Here is a 15,595-nt window from a genome sequence, read left to right as displayed (position 1 = left end):
ACTTGTTTTTGATGAAGAATGCGTCCACGGTCGGGAGATGAGCCCAAAGAGAAACGGCGAGATCAAGATCGCACGGGAAAATTGCCGTTTTGCTGCAGTTTCCACCTGTTCAAGGGGGGGGCTCCGGTGGCTGGCCCCGGCTTTCTATGGAACACTCCGGGCAAATTAGGTTCGGAGCGAGCTGGGCGCTTGGGTTCAGGTTTGCTTTTCCTCCAGAATTTTTAAGGGCATAGGCCATGAACAACGCTAGCAATTCACAAGATCACTCGAATCCAGCTGCTGATGCGAAGCTCGGCGCCGATGCTCAGGCGAAAAAGCTGGCGGCTCGGCGCAGCCTGCTCAAGGGGGGATTGGCCGCCGCGCCGGTGGTGATGAGCGCAGCCAGCCGTCCGGTGCTTGCCCAGACGCAATGCCACGGCCCGACAGGTTTTCAATCGGCCAATATCAGCCGGATGGTGGGTACCGGTGTGAATTCATGCGGTAGCCGCAAGAATCCTGCGGCTTGGCTGTCCCAGATCAACGATCTGCCCCATCCATACAAGAAAACGGACAAGTTCAACGTTCTCTTTGCGGGCACCACGAAGTTTTCTGAGGACAAGCATACGCTGGGAAGCGTGCTGAATTCCAATGCCACGGGCAACGATATTGCCATCGCTAAACTGGCGATCGCAGCCCTGTTGAACACCGCCTCGACCCAGGTGCCTACCGCGGAAGACATCAGAAAGTTGTGGGCCGGGTATTGCAGCGGCAATTACCGACCCAATGGCGAGGCTGCTTGGCCGACCTCGAAGTTCATCATCTATTTGAACTACACCATGGGTGTTGCGGTTCCCAAGACCTCTTGGTGACATTCGTTTAACGTTCCGCCTTGTTGATGCCCGAGCCCAGGCCAGGCGAGCTATCGCTTTGGCGTGTCCCCCAGGGTTGCGGTTTGCGCTTCAAAACCCTGGATGCTGAAGGCTTGGTCTTCAATGCACTGAGTGGCGATACGCATTTGCTGTCGTCCAGCGGGTTTGAGATCTTGCAGTTTCTTGCGCAGCAGGATGTTCATGCCTGGAGTTCCAGTGCTGCCGTGACCTGTCACTTGTTGGGCGACGCTGAAGTCGAGATGCAGGCCCAGGTCGAGAAGAACCTTCTGTACTTGGCGCAGTTGGGCTTGGTGGAGCAAAAGCCTTCGTGAAACTGAGCGTCTTGGATGAGCGCGAGTTGCGGGAGCGACTCAGGGGGCCGGGTTTGCTTTTGAGGACCGGGCCGGTGGTGACGCGAGTCAGGTCGCAACTGGCCTCGGTGGCCGGAGCCTTGGCGACGCTTTATGCCGACCATACCGTGGTCGAGCCCGACACTTTTTGTGATTTTGATACCCGCATTGATGCGGTGGACGGGATGCGTCGGTGGATTCGTCCGCAAGCGCAATTCTTGTTGGATGGGGTCAGCCCCTTCAAACCCATGGCCTTGCCACATGCATCGGCAATGCTGGAGTGGGGCTTGAATTGGTGCGTTTCAAACCATTGTCACCAGTACATCATCATTCACGCGGCGGTCGTAGAGCTTGGCGGGCGGGCGATGGTGCTGCCGGCGCCGCCCGGTTCGGGCAAGAGTACCTTGTGCGCGGGGCTGGTGAATCGGGGCTGGCGGCTGTTGTCCGATGAGTTGACGCTGATTGATCCCGTCTCGGGCCAGATTGTTCCCTTGGCGCGTCCGGTCAGCTTGAAGAATCGCTCGATCGAGGTGATTCAGCGCTTTGCGCCTCAGGCCCAGTTTGGCCCTTTGACCCGCGATACGGTGAAAGGCACGGTGGCGCATATGAAGCCGCCAGTTGAAAGTGTTCAAGCGGCCCACCGCAGCGCCAGCTTGGCCTGGGTGGTGTTTCCTCGTTACACCGAAGGGGCTGCCTTGACGCCCAGCCCGCTGCCGCGCGGCGAGGCCATGATGGCCTTGATCGACAACGCCTTCAACTACCACCTGCATGGGCGGCGCGGTTTCGACTGCCTGGGTGATTTGATTGAAAAGGCGGATTGCTTGCGCTTTGCGTACAGTGATCTGGAGGCGGCGACCGCCTACTTCACCGAATTGGCGGCGGTTTGATGGCCGGCCCGCAGTCTGTCAGCCTATTGGTTCAGGTGCTGTTGCAGCCTGACAGCAGCTTGTCTTGGAACTCGACCCAGTGGGAGCTCTTGTTGCAACAGGCGCGTCGGGCGAATCTGTTGGCAAGAGTCGGCGTTGCTTTTGAGCGCGCAGATCTGTTGGAGCAGGTGCAAGAAGGCCCCAGGCGGCATTTTGAGGCGATACGGCGGGTGACCGAGAGTCAGCAGCGCGCCGTCTTGTGGGAAGCGCAGCAGATTCACCAGGCCCTGCGAGGCTTGAAGGTCCCGGTGGTCTTGCTCAAGGGGGCGGCTTACGCCTTGTCGGGCTTGACGGCGGCTCAGGGGCGCTTGTTTGCTGATGTCGACATCCTGGTGCCGCGTGAGTCGCTGGACGCGGTGGAGTTCTCCTTGATGGCCGAAGGCTGGCAGGGCGCTCATCATGACGAGTATGACCAGCGCTACTACCGGCAGTGGATGCACGAGATTCCGCCGATGCAGCATCTGCAGCGCGAAACCGTGATCGATGTGCATCACAACATCCTGCCCTTGACCAGTCGGATCAAGGTGGATGCCGCTGCTTTGCTGGCCCACATCGAGCCCATCCCAGGTGGCTCGGGGCTGTATCGCCTCTCCAAACCGGACATGGTCTTGCACAGCGCCTGCCATCTGTTTTTGGACGGCGAATTTGATAAAGGCCTGCGTGACCTGGTGGATTTGGACGCCTTGCTGCGGGAGTTCGGACAAGAGGCCGATTTCTGGCCCCAACTGATGCAGCGCAGTCATCATCTGGGCTTGGATCGCATTTTGTTTTATGCGCTGCGTTATACGCATCGGGTCCTGAAGACACCGGGTACCGAAAGCCCGCCACCGCAACTGTTGGCGCAGGCTCCTTCGGCCCTGCAGCTTCGCTTGATGGATGCTCTGTTTTTGCGGGCCTTGCAACCCGACCATCCCAGTTGTGCCGACCGCTGGACGGGGCTCGCCCGGCAGGCGCTCTATCTGCGCGCCCATTGGATGCGAATGCCAATGCTGATGCTGACGCGGCATTTGCTGACCAAGGCGATTCGAAAGCCGCCCGAGGCCGAGTGAGCCGGGCTAGGCTTGGGTGGTGAACCTGGGCGACGGCTGGGGCGCGTCGTTTATGCTCCCGACATGACCCGACCGAAACCTTTTTCGATGATCCGCGAGTTCCACCTCGCCGATTGGTTCACCCTGGCCAATGCCTTTGCCGGCATGGGCGCTTTGTTTGCGGTGATGAGCTTTTTGCAGACCGGAGATGTCAAGCACATCTACTACGCCTGCGCTTTGATTCCTTTGGCCTTTGTGTTTGATGTGCTGGACGGCAGTGTGGCGCGCTGGCGCCAGCAGTCCTCCATCATGGGCCGGGAGTTGGACTCCTTGGCGGATGTGATTTCCTTCGGGGTCGCGCCGGCGGCCATTGCCTACGGCTGCGGCATGCAAGGCTTGTACGACCGCATCGTGCTGGTCTTCTTTGTGGCCTGCGGGGTCTCGCGTTTAGCCCGGTTCAATGTGACGGCCGAGGCGCTGAGTCAGGGCGGGGACAAGGTCAAGTACTTTGAGGGAACGCCGATCCCGACCTCTTTGGTGCTGGTGCTGATCTTGTGGGTGGCGGCGGCGCAGGGCGCTGTGGGCGAACAACTGTGGGGGGGGCGGGTGGAGATTGCCGGCTTCTATCTGCACCCCTTGGTGCTGATGTTCGCCCTGTCGGGCTCCTTGATGATCAGCCGCATCCGTATTCCTAAACCCTGAACCCCCAAAAAGAAAGGCCGGATCACTCGTCAGAGCAATCCGGCCTTTGCGTGGCTGGCTGACCCGGCTGAAGCTCGGGTTGGCTGGCTTGAGGGTCCCCTCGACCCTTTCCCTCCATCGTTTATGCTGACCATTTTGCGGAGTGATGCCCCAAGTGGTCCTGGTGTTTCCCCTGCTTTGTGCGATCAGCGAACAGCTGATGCGGCTGGTATTACTGGGTAAGACCAGCGAGGTTTGCTGCCTTCAGACCAAGGCGTCGTCGATCAGCTCAATCCAGTGTCGTACCGGCGTTTGTGTGCCACTTTGCAAATGTTGGATGCAACCGATATTGGCTGAAACAATGGCATCGGCATGCAAAGGCGCCAACGCTGCCAACTTGCGGTCTCTGAGTTGCTTGGAAAGCACCGGCTGCAAGACCGAGTAAGTGCCGGCCGAGCCGCAGCACAAATGGCTGTCGCAACTGGCCAGGTTGACCTTGAAGCCGAGTTCACGCAGCCCGGCTTCGACGCCGCCGCGCAACTGCTGACCATGTTGCAGCGTGCAGGGGGGGTGAAAGGCCAGCTTGGCGTCAGGCTTGTTCTTCAGCTGGGACTTGAGCTGCGGCAGCAAGTCAGGCAGCAACTCGCTCAAGTCCCGGGTGATGGCGCTGATCCGCGCTGCTTTGGCCGCGTAATCCGGGTCATCCGCCAAGAGTCGACCGTAGTCCTTGACCGTGACGCCGCAACCGGACGCATTCATGACCAAGGCTTCGATCTTGCCGGCAGGAGTCAAACCTTCGACCAGCGGCCACCAGGCGTCGATATTGCGGCGCATGTCGGCCAGGCCGCCGGCGTGATCGTTCATATGGCTGCGGATGGCGCCGCAGCAACCGGCCCCGTCGGCCACCAAGGTTTGAATGCCCGCAGCATCCAAGACCCGCGCCGTCGCGCTGTTGATATTGGGTGCCATGCTGGGCTGCACACAGCCCAGCAGCAGACCCATCTTGCGCGGGTGGCTGCGGGTCGGCCAGTCATGGGCGCCGGCCGGTGCGGCCGCCGGCACCTTGTCCTTGAGGCTGGCGGGGAGCAAGGGGCGCAGCGCTTGACCTAGCTTCATGGCGGGCTTGAAGGCCGGCGAGGTCAGGCCTTCTTTGAGCAGCCAGCGCACGCTTCGTTCGGCCAGCGGCCGCTCCACCTTGGCTTCCACAATGCCGCGACCGATGTCCAGCAGTTGGCCGTATTGCACGCCAGAGGGGCAGGTGCTCTCACAATTGCGGCAGGTCAGGCAGCGGTCCAGATGCAATTGGGTGCTGCGGCTGGGTTGAGCGCCTTCCAGCACCTGCTTGATCAGATAGATGCGCCCGCGCGGGCCGTCCAGTTCATCGCCGAGCAATTGGTAGGTGGGGCAGGTCGCGGTGCAAAAACCGCAGTGCACACAGCGGCTGAGGATGGCCTCGGCCTGCGCACCTTCGGCCGTGCCTTGGAACTCGGGGGCGAGCTGGGTTTGCATCAGCGCAGCCGGTAGCTGAGGGTCCAGAAATAGTCGAGCTCGGTCCATTCGAACTCAGACACCTGCGCTCCCAGCAATTCGCGCATGCGCGCCTCACTGGGGAAGTTCTTCATCACCTCGTGTTGGCTGCCGTTGGAGAGTTGGCGCATCTGGTAGCCATTGCCTTCGCTGTCGATTCGAAAGATCGGCGTGCTGTCGCCCTCGACATAGCGGTTGTCCATCAGCACCACGCGTGCACCTGCTTGCAATTGCTGATGGAACTGCAGCAGCCACGTCGCCTGCCGCGACACCGGCACATGCGAGAACCACAGCCCTGCAAAGCCCGCATCAAAGGGCGAGGGCGTGCCGGGCGCCACCAGATCCAAGGCATAGGCGTCCGCCAGCCGGAACTTCACCCGCTCAAAGTCCAAAGGCTTGGCCTGGGCCTCGGCCAGCACCTCGGGATTGATGTCGGTGCATTGCCAACTCAGCGCCTCGGCGGTGGCGGCGGGCAGCCAGAAGCCGGTGCCGGTGGCCACCTCCAGAACCTGGCGGCCGGCGAACTGGCCGCGCAGCCAAGCTTGCAGCGTGGCGATATTGGCTTGGCGATGCGGGCGGTCGAACACCCGCTCGTACTCGCTGGCGCGCTGCGCGTAATAGCGCGGCATGTGTTGCTCGGTCGAGGCTTGGGCGATGGGGTCAGAGCTGCTCATAAAGTCGGCCAGGGTTGAACAGAGCTTGCGGGTCGAAAGAGGCCTTCAGCCGCTGGTGAATGCTGAGCAGCGGGCCAGTGAGGGGCGCGAAGGCACCAACGCTCTTGTCGCGGCTGCGGAACAAGGTGGCGTGGCCGCCGTGGCTGGCCGCCGGCTCGCGGACCTGAGCCGCAGGCAAGGCGGTGGTGACCCAACGCTGAGCGCCACCCCATTCCACCAGTTGTTCGCCGTGCAGATTTAAAACCGGCGCCGTCTGCGGCAGCGACAAGCGCCAGAGCTGCGCGCCGCCCTGTACCGCGCGTTCGGCGCCAACAAAGAACTCATCGCTGTGATCGCGCAGCCCACGCCAAAAGGGCAGGGCCAAGGCATCGGGGATCTCTTCACCGCCCAGGGTTTGAATCGCTGAATGCACCGCCGCCTCGGCGCCGGCCAGGCGCAAGACCAAGGCGCCATCCCAACAGGCGCTGGCCTGGATCGGCAAGGGCATGCCGCCCCAGCGGTTCAGCTGGTTCAAAGCGTTCGCCTGACTCAGCTCGAAGCGCAAGGTGGCCTGAGCCACCGGCAGCGGCAGCACTTTCAGCGAGACCTCAAGAATCGGCCCCAGAACACCCATGGCCCCGGCCATCACTCGCGCCACGTCATAGCCGGCCACGTTCTTGATGACGGTGCCGCCAAAGCTGAGCGGCTCGGCTTGCCCGTTCAGCATGGTCAGGCCCAGCAAATGGTCGCGCAGCGAACCGGCGCTGGCGCGGGCGGGGCCGCTCAGGCCGCTGGCCACCATGCCGCCCACCGTGCCTCGTCCGCCAAAGCGCGGCGGCTCGAAGGCCAGATGCTGGCCCTGCTCGGCCAGTGCGGCTTCCAGTTCCACAATCGGCGTGCCGGCCTTCACCGTCACCACCAGCTCGCTGGGCTCATAGCTGCTGATGCCGCTGAAGCCGCTCAGGTCCAGCGGCTCGCCGACCGGTGTTTGGCCATAAAAAGCCTTGCTGCCGTGGCCGCGAATCTCCAACTGGGCGCCGCGTGCGGCGGCCTCGCGAATCTGGTCTTGAATTTGCGTCAGCTGCACGTTTAAAACCTCGGCAACTCAGGGTGGGCCAAGAGCCCGCGACTGACATGCATGCGACCGTACTCGGCGCAGCGGTGCAGGGTGGGCACGGCCTTGCCGGGGTTGAGCAACTGGGCCGGGTCAAACGCGGCCTTGACGCCGTGCATCTGCGCCAACTCGGCCGCAGAGAACTGCACGCACATGGAGTTCAGTTTCTCCACGCCCACGCCGTGTTCGCCGGTGACCGTGCCGCCGAGTGCCACGCTGGTTTCCAGAATCTCCGCGCCAAAGTCCTCGCAGCGGCGCAGCTGATCGGGGTCGCGGGCGTCGAACATGATGAGCGGGTGCAAATTGCCATCGCCCGCGTGGAAGACATTGGCGCAGCGCAGCTGGTACTTCTTTTCCATCTCGGCAATGGCCAGCAGCAGGGCGGCGAGCTGCTTGCGCGGGATGGTGGAGTCCATGCACATATAGTCGGGGCTGATGCGGCCCGAGGCCGGGAAGGCATTCTTGCGGCCGCTCCAGAACTTCAGCCGCTGCGCCTCATCGGCCGAGACCTCGCAGCGCGTGGCGCCGCTGTCCTTCAACACGGCCAACATGCGCTCGACCTCTTCGGCCACCTCTTCCGGCGTGCCATCGCTTTCGCAGAGCAGAATCGCCTCGGCTTCCAGGTCGTAGCCGGCGTGGACAAAGTCCTCCACCGCCGCCGTCATCGGCTTGTCCATCATCTCCAGTCCCGCAGGGATGATGCCGGCCGCGATGATATTGGCCACCGCCGCACCGGCCTGGCGGATGTCATTGAAGCTGGCCATGATGCAGCGTGCCAGTGCGGGCTTGGGTACCAGCTTGACGGTGACCTCGGTGATGACGGCCAGCATGCCCTCGCTGCCCACGATCAGCGGCAGCAGGTCCAGGCCGGCGCAGTCCAACGCCTCGGAGCCAAACTCCACCGCCTCACCTTCCATGGTGAAGCCCCGCACGCGCAGCACGTTATGCAGGGTCAGGCCGTATTTCAGGCAGTGCACGCCGCCGGAGTTTTCGGCCACATTGCCGCCAATGGTGCAGGCGATTTGGCTGCTCGGGTCGGGGGCGTAGTACAGGCCATGCGTTGCAGCCGCTTCAGAAATGGCCAGATTGCGCACCCCGCATTGCACCGTGGCGGTACGCGCCACCGGGTTGATCTGCAGAATTTTCTTGAACTTGGCCAGGGCCAAGGTCACGCCCATTGCATGCGGCATGGCGCCACCGGACAGCCCCGTGCCGGCGCCGCGCGCCACCACCGGCACTTGCAGCTGACGGCAGATGCGCAGCACCGCCGCGACCTGCGCTTCGGTCTCCGGCAGGGCCACGACCAGCGGGCGCTGACGATAGGCGGTCAGGCCGTCGCATTCATAGGGCGTGGTGTCCTCGCCGTGCCAGAGCAGCGCATGCGCCGGCAGGGCTTGCGCCAAGGCCTGAACCACCCGGGCTTGCGCATGACTGCGCTGTGCTGGGTCTCCGGTGCCCGGGCTGGCGCTGGGCGCCGGGGCTGCTGAGAAACTGGGGGTGTCAGGCTTCAATCGGCGTGATCTCCTGGGCTGAGCCGACTGTAGCGCGGCCCGGCTTGCGTCCAGCTGAATGCGCCGGTTCAAACTGTCTTGACTTTGAGCTGCCTATTCGGAACGGGTCGCGGAACAGGGCACCTCAGCTCTTGCGCTTGGCGGCCACCGTGCTCTTGCGCGGCGCCGGCTTGCTGGTGCTGGTCTTGGTGACCTTGGCTGAAACGCTGCTCTTGGGGGCCAGTGTTTTGCTCATGGTGTCGACCATGGAGCCGGCCACCGCGCCCGGCACGGTGGCGGCCTTGCGCAGGGTTTCGCCGGCGGCGTCAAAGGATTGCTTGACGAGGCTGCCGGCCAGATTCTTGGCGGCATCGGTGGCCGTGTCCTTCATCGCATTGGCGGCCAACTGGGTGAATTGCTGACTCAAGGCGCCCCACCATTGCATCGGGTCCACCGCCAAGGCGGGTGCGGCGGCGGCAGGGGCCTTCTTGGCTTTGGCCGAAGGCGCCGCGCTGGCTGCGGGCGCGTCCTTGGCGGCACTTGGGCTTGGCGCTGCTGCGGGCATGTTCATGGATTTGGCCGCAGCCGCCATGATCTCGGGCGGCACGCCCGGCCAGGCGGCCGCCATCGGCTTGGCATCGGCGCCGGGCATCTTCAATGCGTCGCTGAGCTGAGCCAGCGGCACATTCATGGACTGCAATGTGGACAGCGTCATGCGCTGTACTTCGAGCGCCTGAATGGTGGCGCCCAACATGCGACCGTTCTGCTCCAGCCAGAACTGCACCGTGCGCAGCTCTTCAATGCGCTTGCTCAACTCTTCCGGATTCAGGGTCGGCGCGACCCATTGACCCATGCCGGGCAGGGCGGCTCCGGCGTTCTTGACCAGTCCTTGCAGAAAGTCGAAACCGGGGACGAATTTGCTGAATGCGTTGTCTGCCATGGGGTCTCCTGATCTGTTGTGGGGCGGGACTGATGCTGCGCTTGAACTGTACGCTGCGCAGCGCTGCCTAGCCCGGCATCACTTCCATTTGGCGCAACTCGCGTCCGGCTTCGGCCAAAGCTTGTGCGATCTTCTGCAGATGCGGCAACTCGGGCTCAGGCCAGTCTTCCCCAGCTTTTTGCAAGCACGCGGTGGCGGCTTCGCCCAGCAAGGCCTCACGCCGAAACTCGACTTGAATCGCGCCGCTGTGGGGCGCGCCATGCGCTCTCAAGAGCTCGGCAAAGTGGCGGGTTTCATAGGCGCCCTTGTAGGGGCGGTTCAGGCTGAAGTCACTCGGCTCGGCGCCAAGGTTTTCGGACCAGAGCCTCAGCAGCTGGCGGGCACTCGCGCCGGGATAGCTGGGGGGATGGGCCTCATCCACGACTTCGCCTTGCTCATCGGCCAGGGTCCCGAAGTTGACCCAGGCCGGCAGCTGGTCGGCGGCTGGGCGCGGCTGCAGCAGCGCGCCGTCCTCGCGCATCTGCGTGTTCATGGTGTCGTGCAGGCTGATCACCCGCACGGGCTTGCCGGGGCGCGCGGCCATGACCGTCCTCAAGACCTGCTCACAAGCCTGGCGGTAAACCGCAATGCCTTGGCTGATGCACTGGCTGAGCGCGTCCGCCAGCGCCGTCCATTCCTCGGCGTTCTGGGGCTCCAGCAGAACCGGCATGCCGCTGAAGCTGATGGGCCGGATCGCATCAATACCGCTGAAGCTTTGGGTTTGGCCCGACTGTTGAAGCCGCAAACGCCGAAAGAACTCCTGCAAGTCCGCCAGCCAGTGGGGTGGCGGGGCGCGGTTCGCGTCCAGGGCCAAGCGAGCGTGAGGGTTTTCTATATAGATCACGCCGGCATCGGCTTGAGCCCACAGTCGGCCGAGCACGGCGGTGGTGCAGTCGGAAAAATCACACTGTTGCCGACGCGTCAGCGCAGGATTGATGAAGGGTCGCAACTCCGCGGGAAAGGCGGCGCTGGCATGCGGCCCCAAGACCAGGGTGTCGACCGAGGCGGCGCGCGCCTGCAGTGAGGCGCTGCCCTGCCAGTGCATCAACTCGGCTGGCGCAAAGCGCCGCCCAGATTCAATCCAAAGCAAGTGGTCCATCACGGCATCTCAATGCAGTTGCGCCAGGGCCAGGCCAATGGCCACCGAGACGGTCGCAAAGATCAGCACCGGCAGCAAAAAGGAATGGTTGATCACCGCAGCGCCGATGCGGGTGGTGCCGGTGGCGTCCAGTTCCACCGTCGCGATCTGGGCCCCGTTGGTGGGCAGGAAAAACACGCCCACGACCGCCGGCCACATGGCCACCAAGGTGGCCGGTGACAGGCCCAGCGCAATGCCGATCGGAATGATGGAAAAAGTGGCGCTGGACTGGCTGGTGGTGATGGCGGCCACGGCAAACAGGGCCACCGCAATCATCACCGGTGTTTGCTTGGCCAACTCGCCCAGGCCGCCCACGATCAGTGTTTCATTCGCGGCGATAAAGGTATTGGCCATCCAGGCGACGCCAAACAAGGCCACCACCGCCACCATGCCGGAGTCGAACAGCGAACTCTTGACGATCTCTCCTGCCTTGACCTTGCACAGGGCGACGATGGCGGCTGCGGCGCTGAACATGGTGATCTGGATCAGTTGCGACAGGTCCACATCCACCCGTTGGCCTTTGGCCATCACGCTGGGGCGCAGCTCCTCAAAAATACCGGCCGCGATGATGAAGAGCACGCCGGTCAGAAAAATCAAGGCCGACCATCGGCCCTCGCGGGTGACGGCCTGAGCTTCTCGCTCCGCCTTGGGCTCGGCCAACTCGCCGCTGGCCAAGCGACGCAGGTACTCCTCGTCTTGCGCCAGATTCTTGCCGCGCCGGTTCATCACGAAGGCGCCAACCAAGATGGCGGCAATCGAGGCGGGCACGGTGATGGACAGGATGTCCGTGATCTTGAATCCCAGCGGCGCTAGCAGTCCCACCATGGCTGCCGTGGCCGCCGATACCGGACTGGAGGTGATGGCCAACTGCCCGGCTGTTGCGGACAAGGCCAAAGGACGCTCCGGCCGGACCTTGTTGGCATGGGCCACCTCGTAGATGACCGGCATCAAGGAGTAATAGATATTGCCGGTGCCAGCCCCGGCGCAAAAGCCGTAGGTGGTCAGCGGCGCCACATAGGTGATCTGGTTGGGAAAACGCCGGATCAGTTTTTGCGCCTGGGCGACCAGAAAATCAATCCCTCCCGCCAACTGCATGGCGCCGGCCGCCGTCACCACCGACATGATGATCAACATGGCCGAAACCGGCACCGCGCCCGGCGTAACCCCGAACAACAAGACGAACAAGAGGACGCCGACCGCGCCAAAAAGACCGATCGCCATGCCTTTGTAATGCACGCCGACCGCAATCAAGGCCAGGACCATCAAGCCCTGCAAAGTGACCAAAAGCATAGTTGCGCTCCCGTTCTTGCTGAGCGCAGTGTGCCAGAGACTTGGCTAGTTAGGATTTGACACGGGGTGCAATTGCTGAACGGTGAAACCCTTGGCCGCCAGCAGCCGGGGCAAGGCCTGCGGGCCGCTCATATGCAGGGCGCCGACGGCCGCCAAGACTCTGCGCCCGCTGCCGTGCAAGGAGGCAATGCCCGCAGCGAGGTGCGGGTTGCGTGCATCGTTCAGACGCCGCAACCAGGCGCGATCCTCTTCGCTTTGCACGCAGTCGCACCATTGTTCGTAGCGCTGCAATTCGCCCAGGTCGCCGCGCTCCCAGGCGTTCGCCAAGCGCAGCAGGGCGGGGCGCACACGCCCTTGTTCTAACTGCTTCAAGCCCTCATCCAAGCTGCGCAGCAAGGACTTTCTGTCCTTGGGGATGAGGGCGTTCATCTGGTCTTCTGCACGCTCCAGGCCGACGATGGGCAGGCCGCGTGCGCGCGCCTCGCGCGTCAGCATCAGCTCTTGTCCATAGGCCATATCCAGCCCGTCCCACCGCGCCATCAGGATGGTCAAGGTGCTGAGCTGCAGCATCGGATGCATAGGGGCGAGGCTCTGGGCGGGTAGGCAGGCGGCGCGGCTCTGCGCATCCAGCCGGGCTTGCAGTGGGGGCGGCAGCGCCGCGGTCTTGTCGGCACGGCTGCTGCGGGCCAAGGCTGCCTGGGTACGGCTGTCGCTGCCGTCCAACTCCAGGGCAAGTACATCCACCTTTTGCAAGGCATCTTGCAGCGCGGGGCCAGGTCTTGACCAGGCCGGGCGGCCGATATGCATGCTGCCGTAGAGGTAGGACGTTCGGCCATCGCGCTGCAAACGCCAGAGCATGCCGAAGTCCTGCGCGGCTGCCGAGTCCGCTTTGGTATTGGCATCTGGCAAGACCGGTGGCGGGCAGGCGACTTCGGCCGCATGGGCCATTGCAGCGCCCCAGAGCAGCAGGGCGGCACCGAAGGTTTGAAGCCAGTTCATCGACGCCCCGCCGCAATGCGCAACTCACCGTCTTGTTGGCTGAACTCCAGCTTGGACAAGATGTCCATGCCCAGCAGCGGCGCACTCAAGGCGGGCAAGACCGTCACCGGCAACTGCTCGGCGCTCACACCGCCTTGCAGCCGGATGCTGGCACGGGCGCGATAGCCCTGGGTGATGCCGGCGGCGGTGTTGGAGCTGACCTGGCCCTCGGACCGCAGCGCCACCCGCTCGGCCAGGGCTTGCGGCAAGGCGGTCGCGGTGGCGCCGGTATCCACCAAGAAGTCGACCGCGTGGCCATTGACCTCGCCCGGCCAATGGAAGTGGCCGTCGGGCGCCCGTTTCAGAACGATTTCGCCGGCGTTGAGGGCGAAACGGCTTTGCTGGCGCTGTCGCTCCCAGGCCTGGAAACCCAGGAACACCAGCAGAAAGATCAGCGCCCAGATGGTCAGCAGCTTGAGGCTGCTGGGCAGTTCTTTGTGTTGACTCATGCCGCTACGATGCCATGAAAGAGGAGGCTTGATGGGCAAGAGCATTTTTCATCTGGCATTTCATGCGCGAGATCTGGATCTGGCGCGCGATTTTTATGGCCGCCTTTTGGGCTGCGCCGAGGGCCGCAGCACCGCGACCTGGGTGGACTTCGATTTCTTCGGTCACCAGATCTCCCTGCATTTGGGCGAGCCCTTTGCGACCAGTTTGACCGGGCGCGTTGGCGAGCACATGGTGCCGATGCCGCATCTGGGCTTGATCCTGGCCTTGCCGGACTGGCAGGCGCTGGCGGCCCGATTGCAGCAGGCCGGTGTTGAGTTTGTGATGGAGCCGCAGCTGCGCTTTGCCGGTCAAGCCGGTGAGCAATGGACCATGTTCTTCTGCGACCCCTTCGGCAACCCGATCGAGATCAAGGGCTTTGCCTCGCTGGACACGGTGTTCAGTGCTTGAAGCCGATGGAGCGGCGGCTGCGCACATCGGGCTTGAGCTTGTGCTCGGCTTCGAGCTGAGACAAGAACTCATCGGCAGTCAGTGCCTCGCCCAAGATCTCCACTTGCTGGCGCACGGCGGCGAAGTCGCCGGGGGTCAGTGAATCCAGGGCCGCCAACCGGGCGCATTGGTCGGCATCGAGCAACTCGCTGCGGCCGGCCAGCGCTTCTTGCACAAACATGCGTTCGCGCTGCTCGGGCTTCAGCGGTTTGAAGGCGATCTTGAAGGCAAAGCGGCGCAAAGCCGCTTCGTCCAGCTCCTCGAACAGATTGGTGGTGCAGATGAAGATGCCGGCAAAACGCTCCATGCCGGCCAGCATCTCATTGACCTCGCTGACCTCGTAATTGCGCTCGGCCATGCGGCGGCTGCGCAAAAAGCTGTCGGCCTCATCCAGCAGCAAGACCGCGTTTTCGTTGCCGGCGGCCTCGAACATGCGGGCCATGTTTTGCTCGGTTTCACCCACGAACTTGCTGGACAGATCACTGGCCAAGCGAATCATCAGCGGGCGGCCCAAGGCCTGCGCAATGTGCTCGGCCAGCGCGGTCTTGCCGCTGCCGGGTGGGCCATAGAAACACAGATTGCCGCAGCCGCGCCGCTGCAGCGCGCTGACGATGCGTGGGATCTCAAAACGCGATTCGCAGTTGAGCAAGTCCAGCGCATATTGCGTCACCACCGGCCGGGCGCCGCGTTCGCGTGACTGATGGCCCAGGGCTTTGTCAGCGTTCTCGAGCTGGCGCTCAATCATCCGTTCGCAGTCACCGGCCTCTGCGGCCAACTGGGCAAAACGAACCGCGGTGCGGATCTGCGCCGGCGTGAGCCCGCGTCGGTCGGCCAAGCGGGCGGTGAACTCGGCGCTGACTTGCACATCGGCCAAGGCCTTGGTGACCAGGCCCAGGCGGGCACCAGGCGGCGGCGACTTCAGCTCCAGGTGGTACTGGAAGCGCCGCCTGAAAGCGGGGTCGATCTGTTCGATGCGGTTGGTGATCCAGATCACCGGCACCGGGTTGGTTTCCAAAATCTGATTGACCCAGGCCTTGCCGCTGACCGAGCCGGAAGTGGGCGCCTCCAGCGCCGAATCCATGCGGGCAATCAGCTGTGCGGTGTCGCTGGACAGCGGCGGGAACACGTCTTCCACCTCGTCGAACAGCAGGGCGACGTTTTCGCTGGCTTTCAAAAACACCTGGCTGATTTGAAGCGAGCGGTAGCGGTCGCGGCCGGAGAGTGAATTACCCTCGCGGTCGGCATATTCCACCTCGTACAAATCGAGCTGCGCGGCGGCGGCGGCCACCTTGGCCAACTCGGTCTTGCCGGTGCCGGGGGGGCCGTACAGCAGCACATTGACGCCGGCCTCATGGCGCTTCACGGCCTGGCTCAGCAGGGTCTGCAACACCGCCAGGTCTTCGGCCACGAACTGAAAGTCCTCGCGCGACAAGCTGCTCTTGGTGGCGGGCCGGGTGAAGACGGCCATCAAATCATGCGGGCCTTTGTACTCGCGCATCAGTACCGGCGGCAGTTGGTCGCTGACCTTCATCAGGTCGGCCAGATCGGTGATGTTGTGCTCGGAGATCAGGTTCTCCACCATGCCGATGCGCTCCAG

Annotated in this window: 16 protein-coding genes; 6 read left to right on the top strand and 10 right to left on the bottom strand. The window is 63.3% G+C overall.

Features of this window, described 5'->3' with window-relative positions:
• Window positions 1-236: 236 nt before the first annotated feature.
• The 5 genes from ACOVRJ_RS10600 to pssA all read left to right on the top strand — a co-directional run bounded on the left by ACOVRJ_RS10600 (window position 237) and on the right by pssA (window position 3,854).
• Window positions 237-848, top strand: a complete 612-nt coding sequence (locus ACOVRJ_RS10600; protein WP_422043816.1) for a hypothetical protein — start codon at window positions 237-239, stop codon at window positions 846-848.
• A gap of 26 nt (window positions 849-874) precedes the next feature.
• Entirely contained in the window at window positions 875-1,180 is a 306-nt protein-coding gene (locus ACOVRJ_RS10595; RefSeq protein WP_422043815.1) for an HPr-rel-A system PqqD family peptide chaperone, read from the top strand.
• Entirely contained in the window at window positions 1,177-2,085 is a 909-nt protein-coding gene (locus ACOVRJ_RS10590; RefSeq protein WP_422043814.1) for an HprK-related kinase A, read from the top strand. The genes ACOVRJ_RS10595 and ACOVRJ_RS10590 overlap by 4 nt, the downstream gene beginning before the upstream one ends.
• Window positions 2,085-3,173: a nucleotidyltransferase domain-containing protein gene (locus ACOVRJ_RS10585; protein WP_422043813.1), complete on the top strand. Its 1,089-nt coding sequence runs from the start codon at window positions 2,085-2,087 to the stop codon at window positions 3,171-3,173. The genes ACOVRJ_RS10590 and ACOVRJ_RS10585 overlap by 1 nt, the downstream gene beginning before the upstream one ends.
• A 63-nt stretch (window positions 3,174-3,236) precedes the next feature.
• Entirely contained in the window at window positions 3,237-3,854 is a 618-nt protein-coding gene (pssA, locus tag ACOVRJ_RS10580) for a CDP-diacylglycerol--serine O-phosphatidyltransferase (protein ID WP_422043812.1), read from the top strand.
• A gap of 243 nt (window positions 3,855-4,097) precedes the next feature.
• Here pssA and glcF read toward each other — a convergent pair whose 3' ends face one another.
• From glcF to ACOVRJ_RS10535, 9 genes are all read right to left on the bottom strand, one after another.
• Window positions 4,098-5,342, bottom strand: a complete 1,245-nt coding sequence (gene glcF, locus ACOVRJ_RS10575) for a glycolate oxidase subunit GlcF (RefSeq protein ID WP_422043811.1) — start codon at window positions 5,340-5,342, stop codon at window positions 4,098-4,100.
• Window positions 5,342-6,034 carry a class I SAM-dependent methyltransferase gene (locus tag ACOVRJ_RS10570; protein WP_422043810.1) on the bottom strand — a complete coding sequence of 231 codons (693 nt, stop codon included), beginning with the start codon at window positions 6,032-6,034 and terminating at the stop codon, window positions 5,342-5,344. Before ACOVRJ_RS10570 ends, glcF begins: the two co-directional genes overlap by 1 nt.
• On the bottom strand, window positions 6,021-7,100 hold the full coding sequence (gene glcE / locus ACOVRJ_RS10565) for a glycolate oxidase subunit GlcE (protein WP_422043809.1): 1,080 nt from the start codon (window positions 7,098-7,100) through the stop codon (window positions 6,021-6,023). Before glcE ends, ACOVRJ_RS10570 begins: the two co-directional genes overlap by 14 nt.
• Before the next feature lie 2 nt (window positions 7,101-7,102).
• Window positions 7,103-8,542, bottom strand: a complete 1,440-nt coding sequence (locus ACOVRJ_RS10560; protein WP_422043856.1) for an FAD-linked oxidase C-terminal domain-containing protein — start codon at window positions 8,540-8,542, stop codon at window positions 7,103-7,105.
• A gap of 220 nt (window positions 8,543-8,762) precedes the next feature.
• Window positions 8,763-9,557: a PhaM family polyhydroxyalkanoate granule multifunctional regulatory protein gene (locus tag ACOVRJ_RS10555; protein WP_422043808.1), complete on the bottom strand. Its 795-nt coding sequence runs from the start codon at window positions 9,555-9,557 to the stop codon at window positions 8,763-8,765.
• Window positions 9,558-9,624: 67 nt separating this feature from the next.
• Window positions 9,625-10,695 carry an N-formylglutamate amidohydrolase gene (locus ACOVRJ_RS10550; RefSeq protein ID WP_422043807.1) on the bottom strand — a complete coding sequence of 357 codons (1,071 nt, stop codon included), beginning with the start codon at window positions 10,693-10,695 and terminating at the stop codon, window positions 9,625-9,627.
• Between the two features lie 9 nt (window positions 10,696-10,704).
• Window positions 10,705-12,024, bottom strand: a complete 1,320-nt coding sequence (locus ACOVRJ_RS10545; protein WP_422043806.1) for an anaerobic C4-dicarboxylate transporter family protein — start codon at window positions 12,022-12,024, stop codon at window positions 10,705-10,707.
• Between the two features lie 45 nt (window positions 12,025-12,069).
• Window positions 12,070-13,023, bottom strand: a complete 954-nt coding sequence (locus ACOVRJ_RS10540; protein WP_422043805.1) for a TraB/GumN family protein — start codon at window positions 13,021-13,023, stop codon at window positions 12,070-12,072.
• A complete protein-coding gene (locus tag ACOVRJ_RS10535; protein WP_422043804.1) occupies window positions 13,020-13,511 on the bottom strand; it encodes a retropepsin-like aspartic protease family protein in 492 nt (163 codons plus the stop codon). Before ACOVRJ_RS10535 ends, ACOVRJ_RS10540 begins: the two co-directional genes overlap by 4 nt.
• 31 nt (window positions 13,512-13,542) lie before the next feature.
• On the opposite strand from ACOVRJ_RS10535, the gene ACOVRJ_RS10530 reads away from it, so the two are divergent.
• Entirely contained in the window at window positions 13,543-13,959 is a 417-nt protein-coding gene (locus ACOVRJ_RS10530; protein ID WP_422043803.1) for a VOC family protein, read from the top strand.
• Here the strand turns inward: ACOVRJ_RS10530 and ACOVRJ_RS10525 are convergent.
• A partial coding sequence (locus ACOVRJ_RS10525) for an AAA family ATPase (RefSeq protein ID WP_422043802.1) occupies window positions 13,949-15,595 on the bottom strand: 1,647 nt, incomplete at its 5' end. The genes ACOVRJ_RS10530 and ACOVRJ_RS10525 overlap by 11 nt on opposite strands.

Source organism: Roseateles sp. (genome assembly GCF_049240545.1).
In the GTDB taxonomy this organism is placed as follows: Bacteria; Pseudomonadota; Gammaproteobacteria; order Burkholderiales; family Burkholderiaceae_C; genus Paucibacter_A.
Note: the sequence above shows the minus strand (reverse complement) of the source record. Positions and strands in the feature narration are given on the sequence as shown.

Bases quoted from the DNA above. Each gene is read 5' to 3' on its own strand.
- ACOVRJ_RS10600 (WP_422043816.1), top strand. From the start codon at position 237: ATGAACAACGCTAGCAATTCACAAGATCACTCGAATCCAGCTGCTGAT.
- ACOVRJ_RS10595 (WP_422043815.1), top strand. From the start codon at position 875: ATGCCCGAGCCCAGGCCAGGCGAGCTATCGCTTTGGCGTGTCCCCCAG.
- ACOVRJ_RS10585 (WP_422043813.1), top strand. From the start codon at position 2,085: ATGGCCGGCCCGCAGTCTGTCAGCCTATTGGTTCAGGTGCTGTTGCAG.
- pssA (WP_422043812.1), top strand. From the start codon at position 3,237: ATGACCCGACCGAAACCTTTTTCGATGATCCGCGAGTTCCACCTCGCC.
- glcF (WP_422043811.1), bottom strand. From the start codon at position 5,342: ATGCAAACCCAGCTCGCCCCCGAGTTCCAAGGCACGGCCGAAGGTGCG.
- ACOVRJ_RS10570 (WP_422043810.1), bottom strand. From the start codon at position 6,034: ATGAGCAGCTCTGACCCCATCGCCCAAGCCTCGACCGAGCAACACATG.
- ACOVRJ_RS10555 (WP_422043808.1), bottom strand. From the start codon at position 9,557: ATGGCAGACAACGCATTCAGCAAATTCGTCCCCGGTTTCGACTTTCTG.
- ACOVRJ_RS10550 (WP_422043807.1), bottom strand. From the start codon at position 10,695: ATGGACCACTTGCTTTGGATTGAATCTGGGCGGCGCTTTGCGCCAGCC.
- ACOVRJ_RS10545 (WP_422043806.1), bottom strand. From the start codon at position 12,024: ATGCTTTTGGTCACTTTGCAGGGCTTGATGGTCCTGGCCTTGATTGCG.
- ACOVRJ_RS10540 (WP_422043805.1), bottom strand. From the start codon at position 13,023: ATGAACTGGCTTCAAACCTTCGGTGCCGCCCTGCTGCTCTGGGGCGCT.
- ACOVRJ_RS10535 (WP_422043804.1), bottom strand. From the start codon at position 13,511: ATGAGTCAACACAAAGAACTGCCCAGCAGCCTCAAGCTGCTGACCATC.
- ACOVRJ_RS10530 (WP_422043803.1), top strand. From the start codon at position 13,543: ATGGGCAAGAGCATTTTTCATCTGGCATTTCATGCGCGAGATCTGGAT.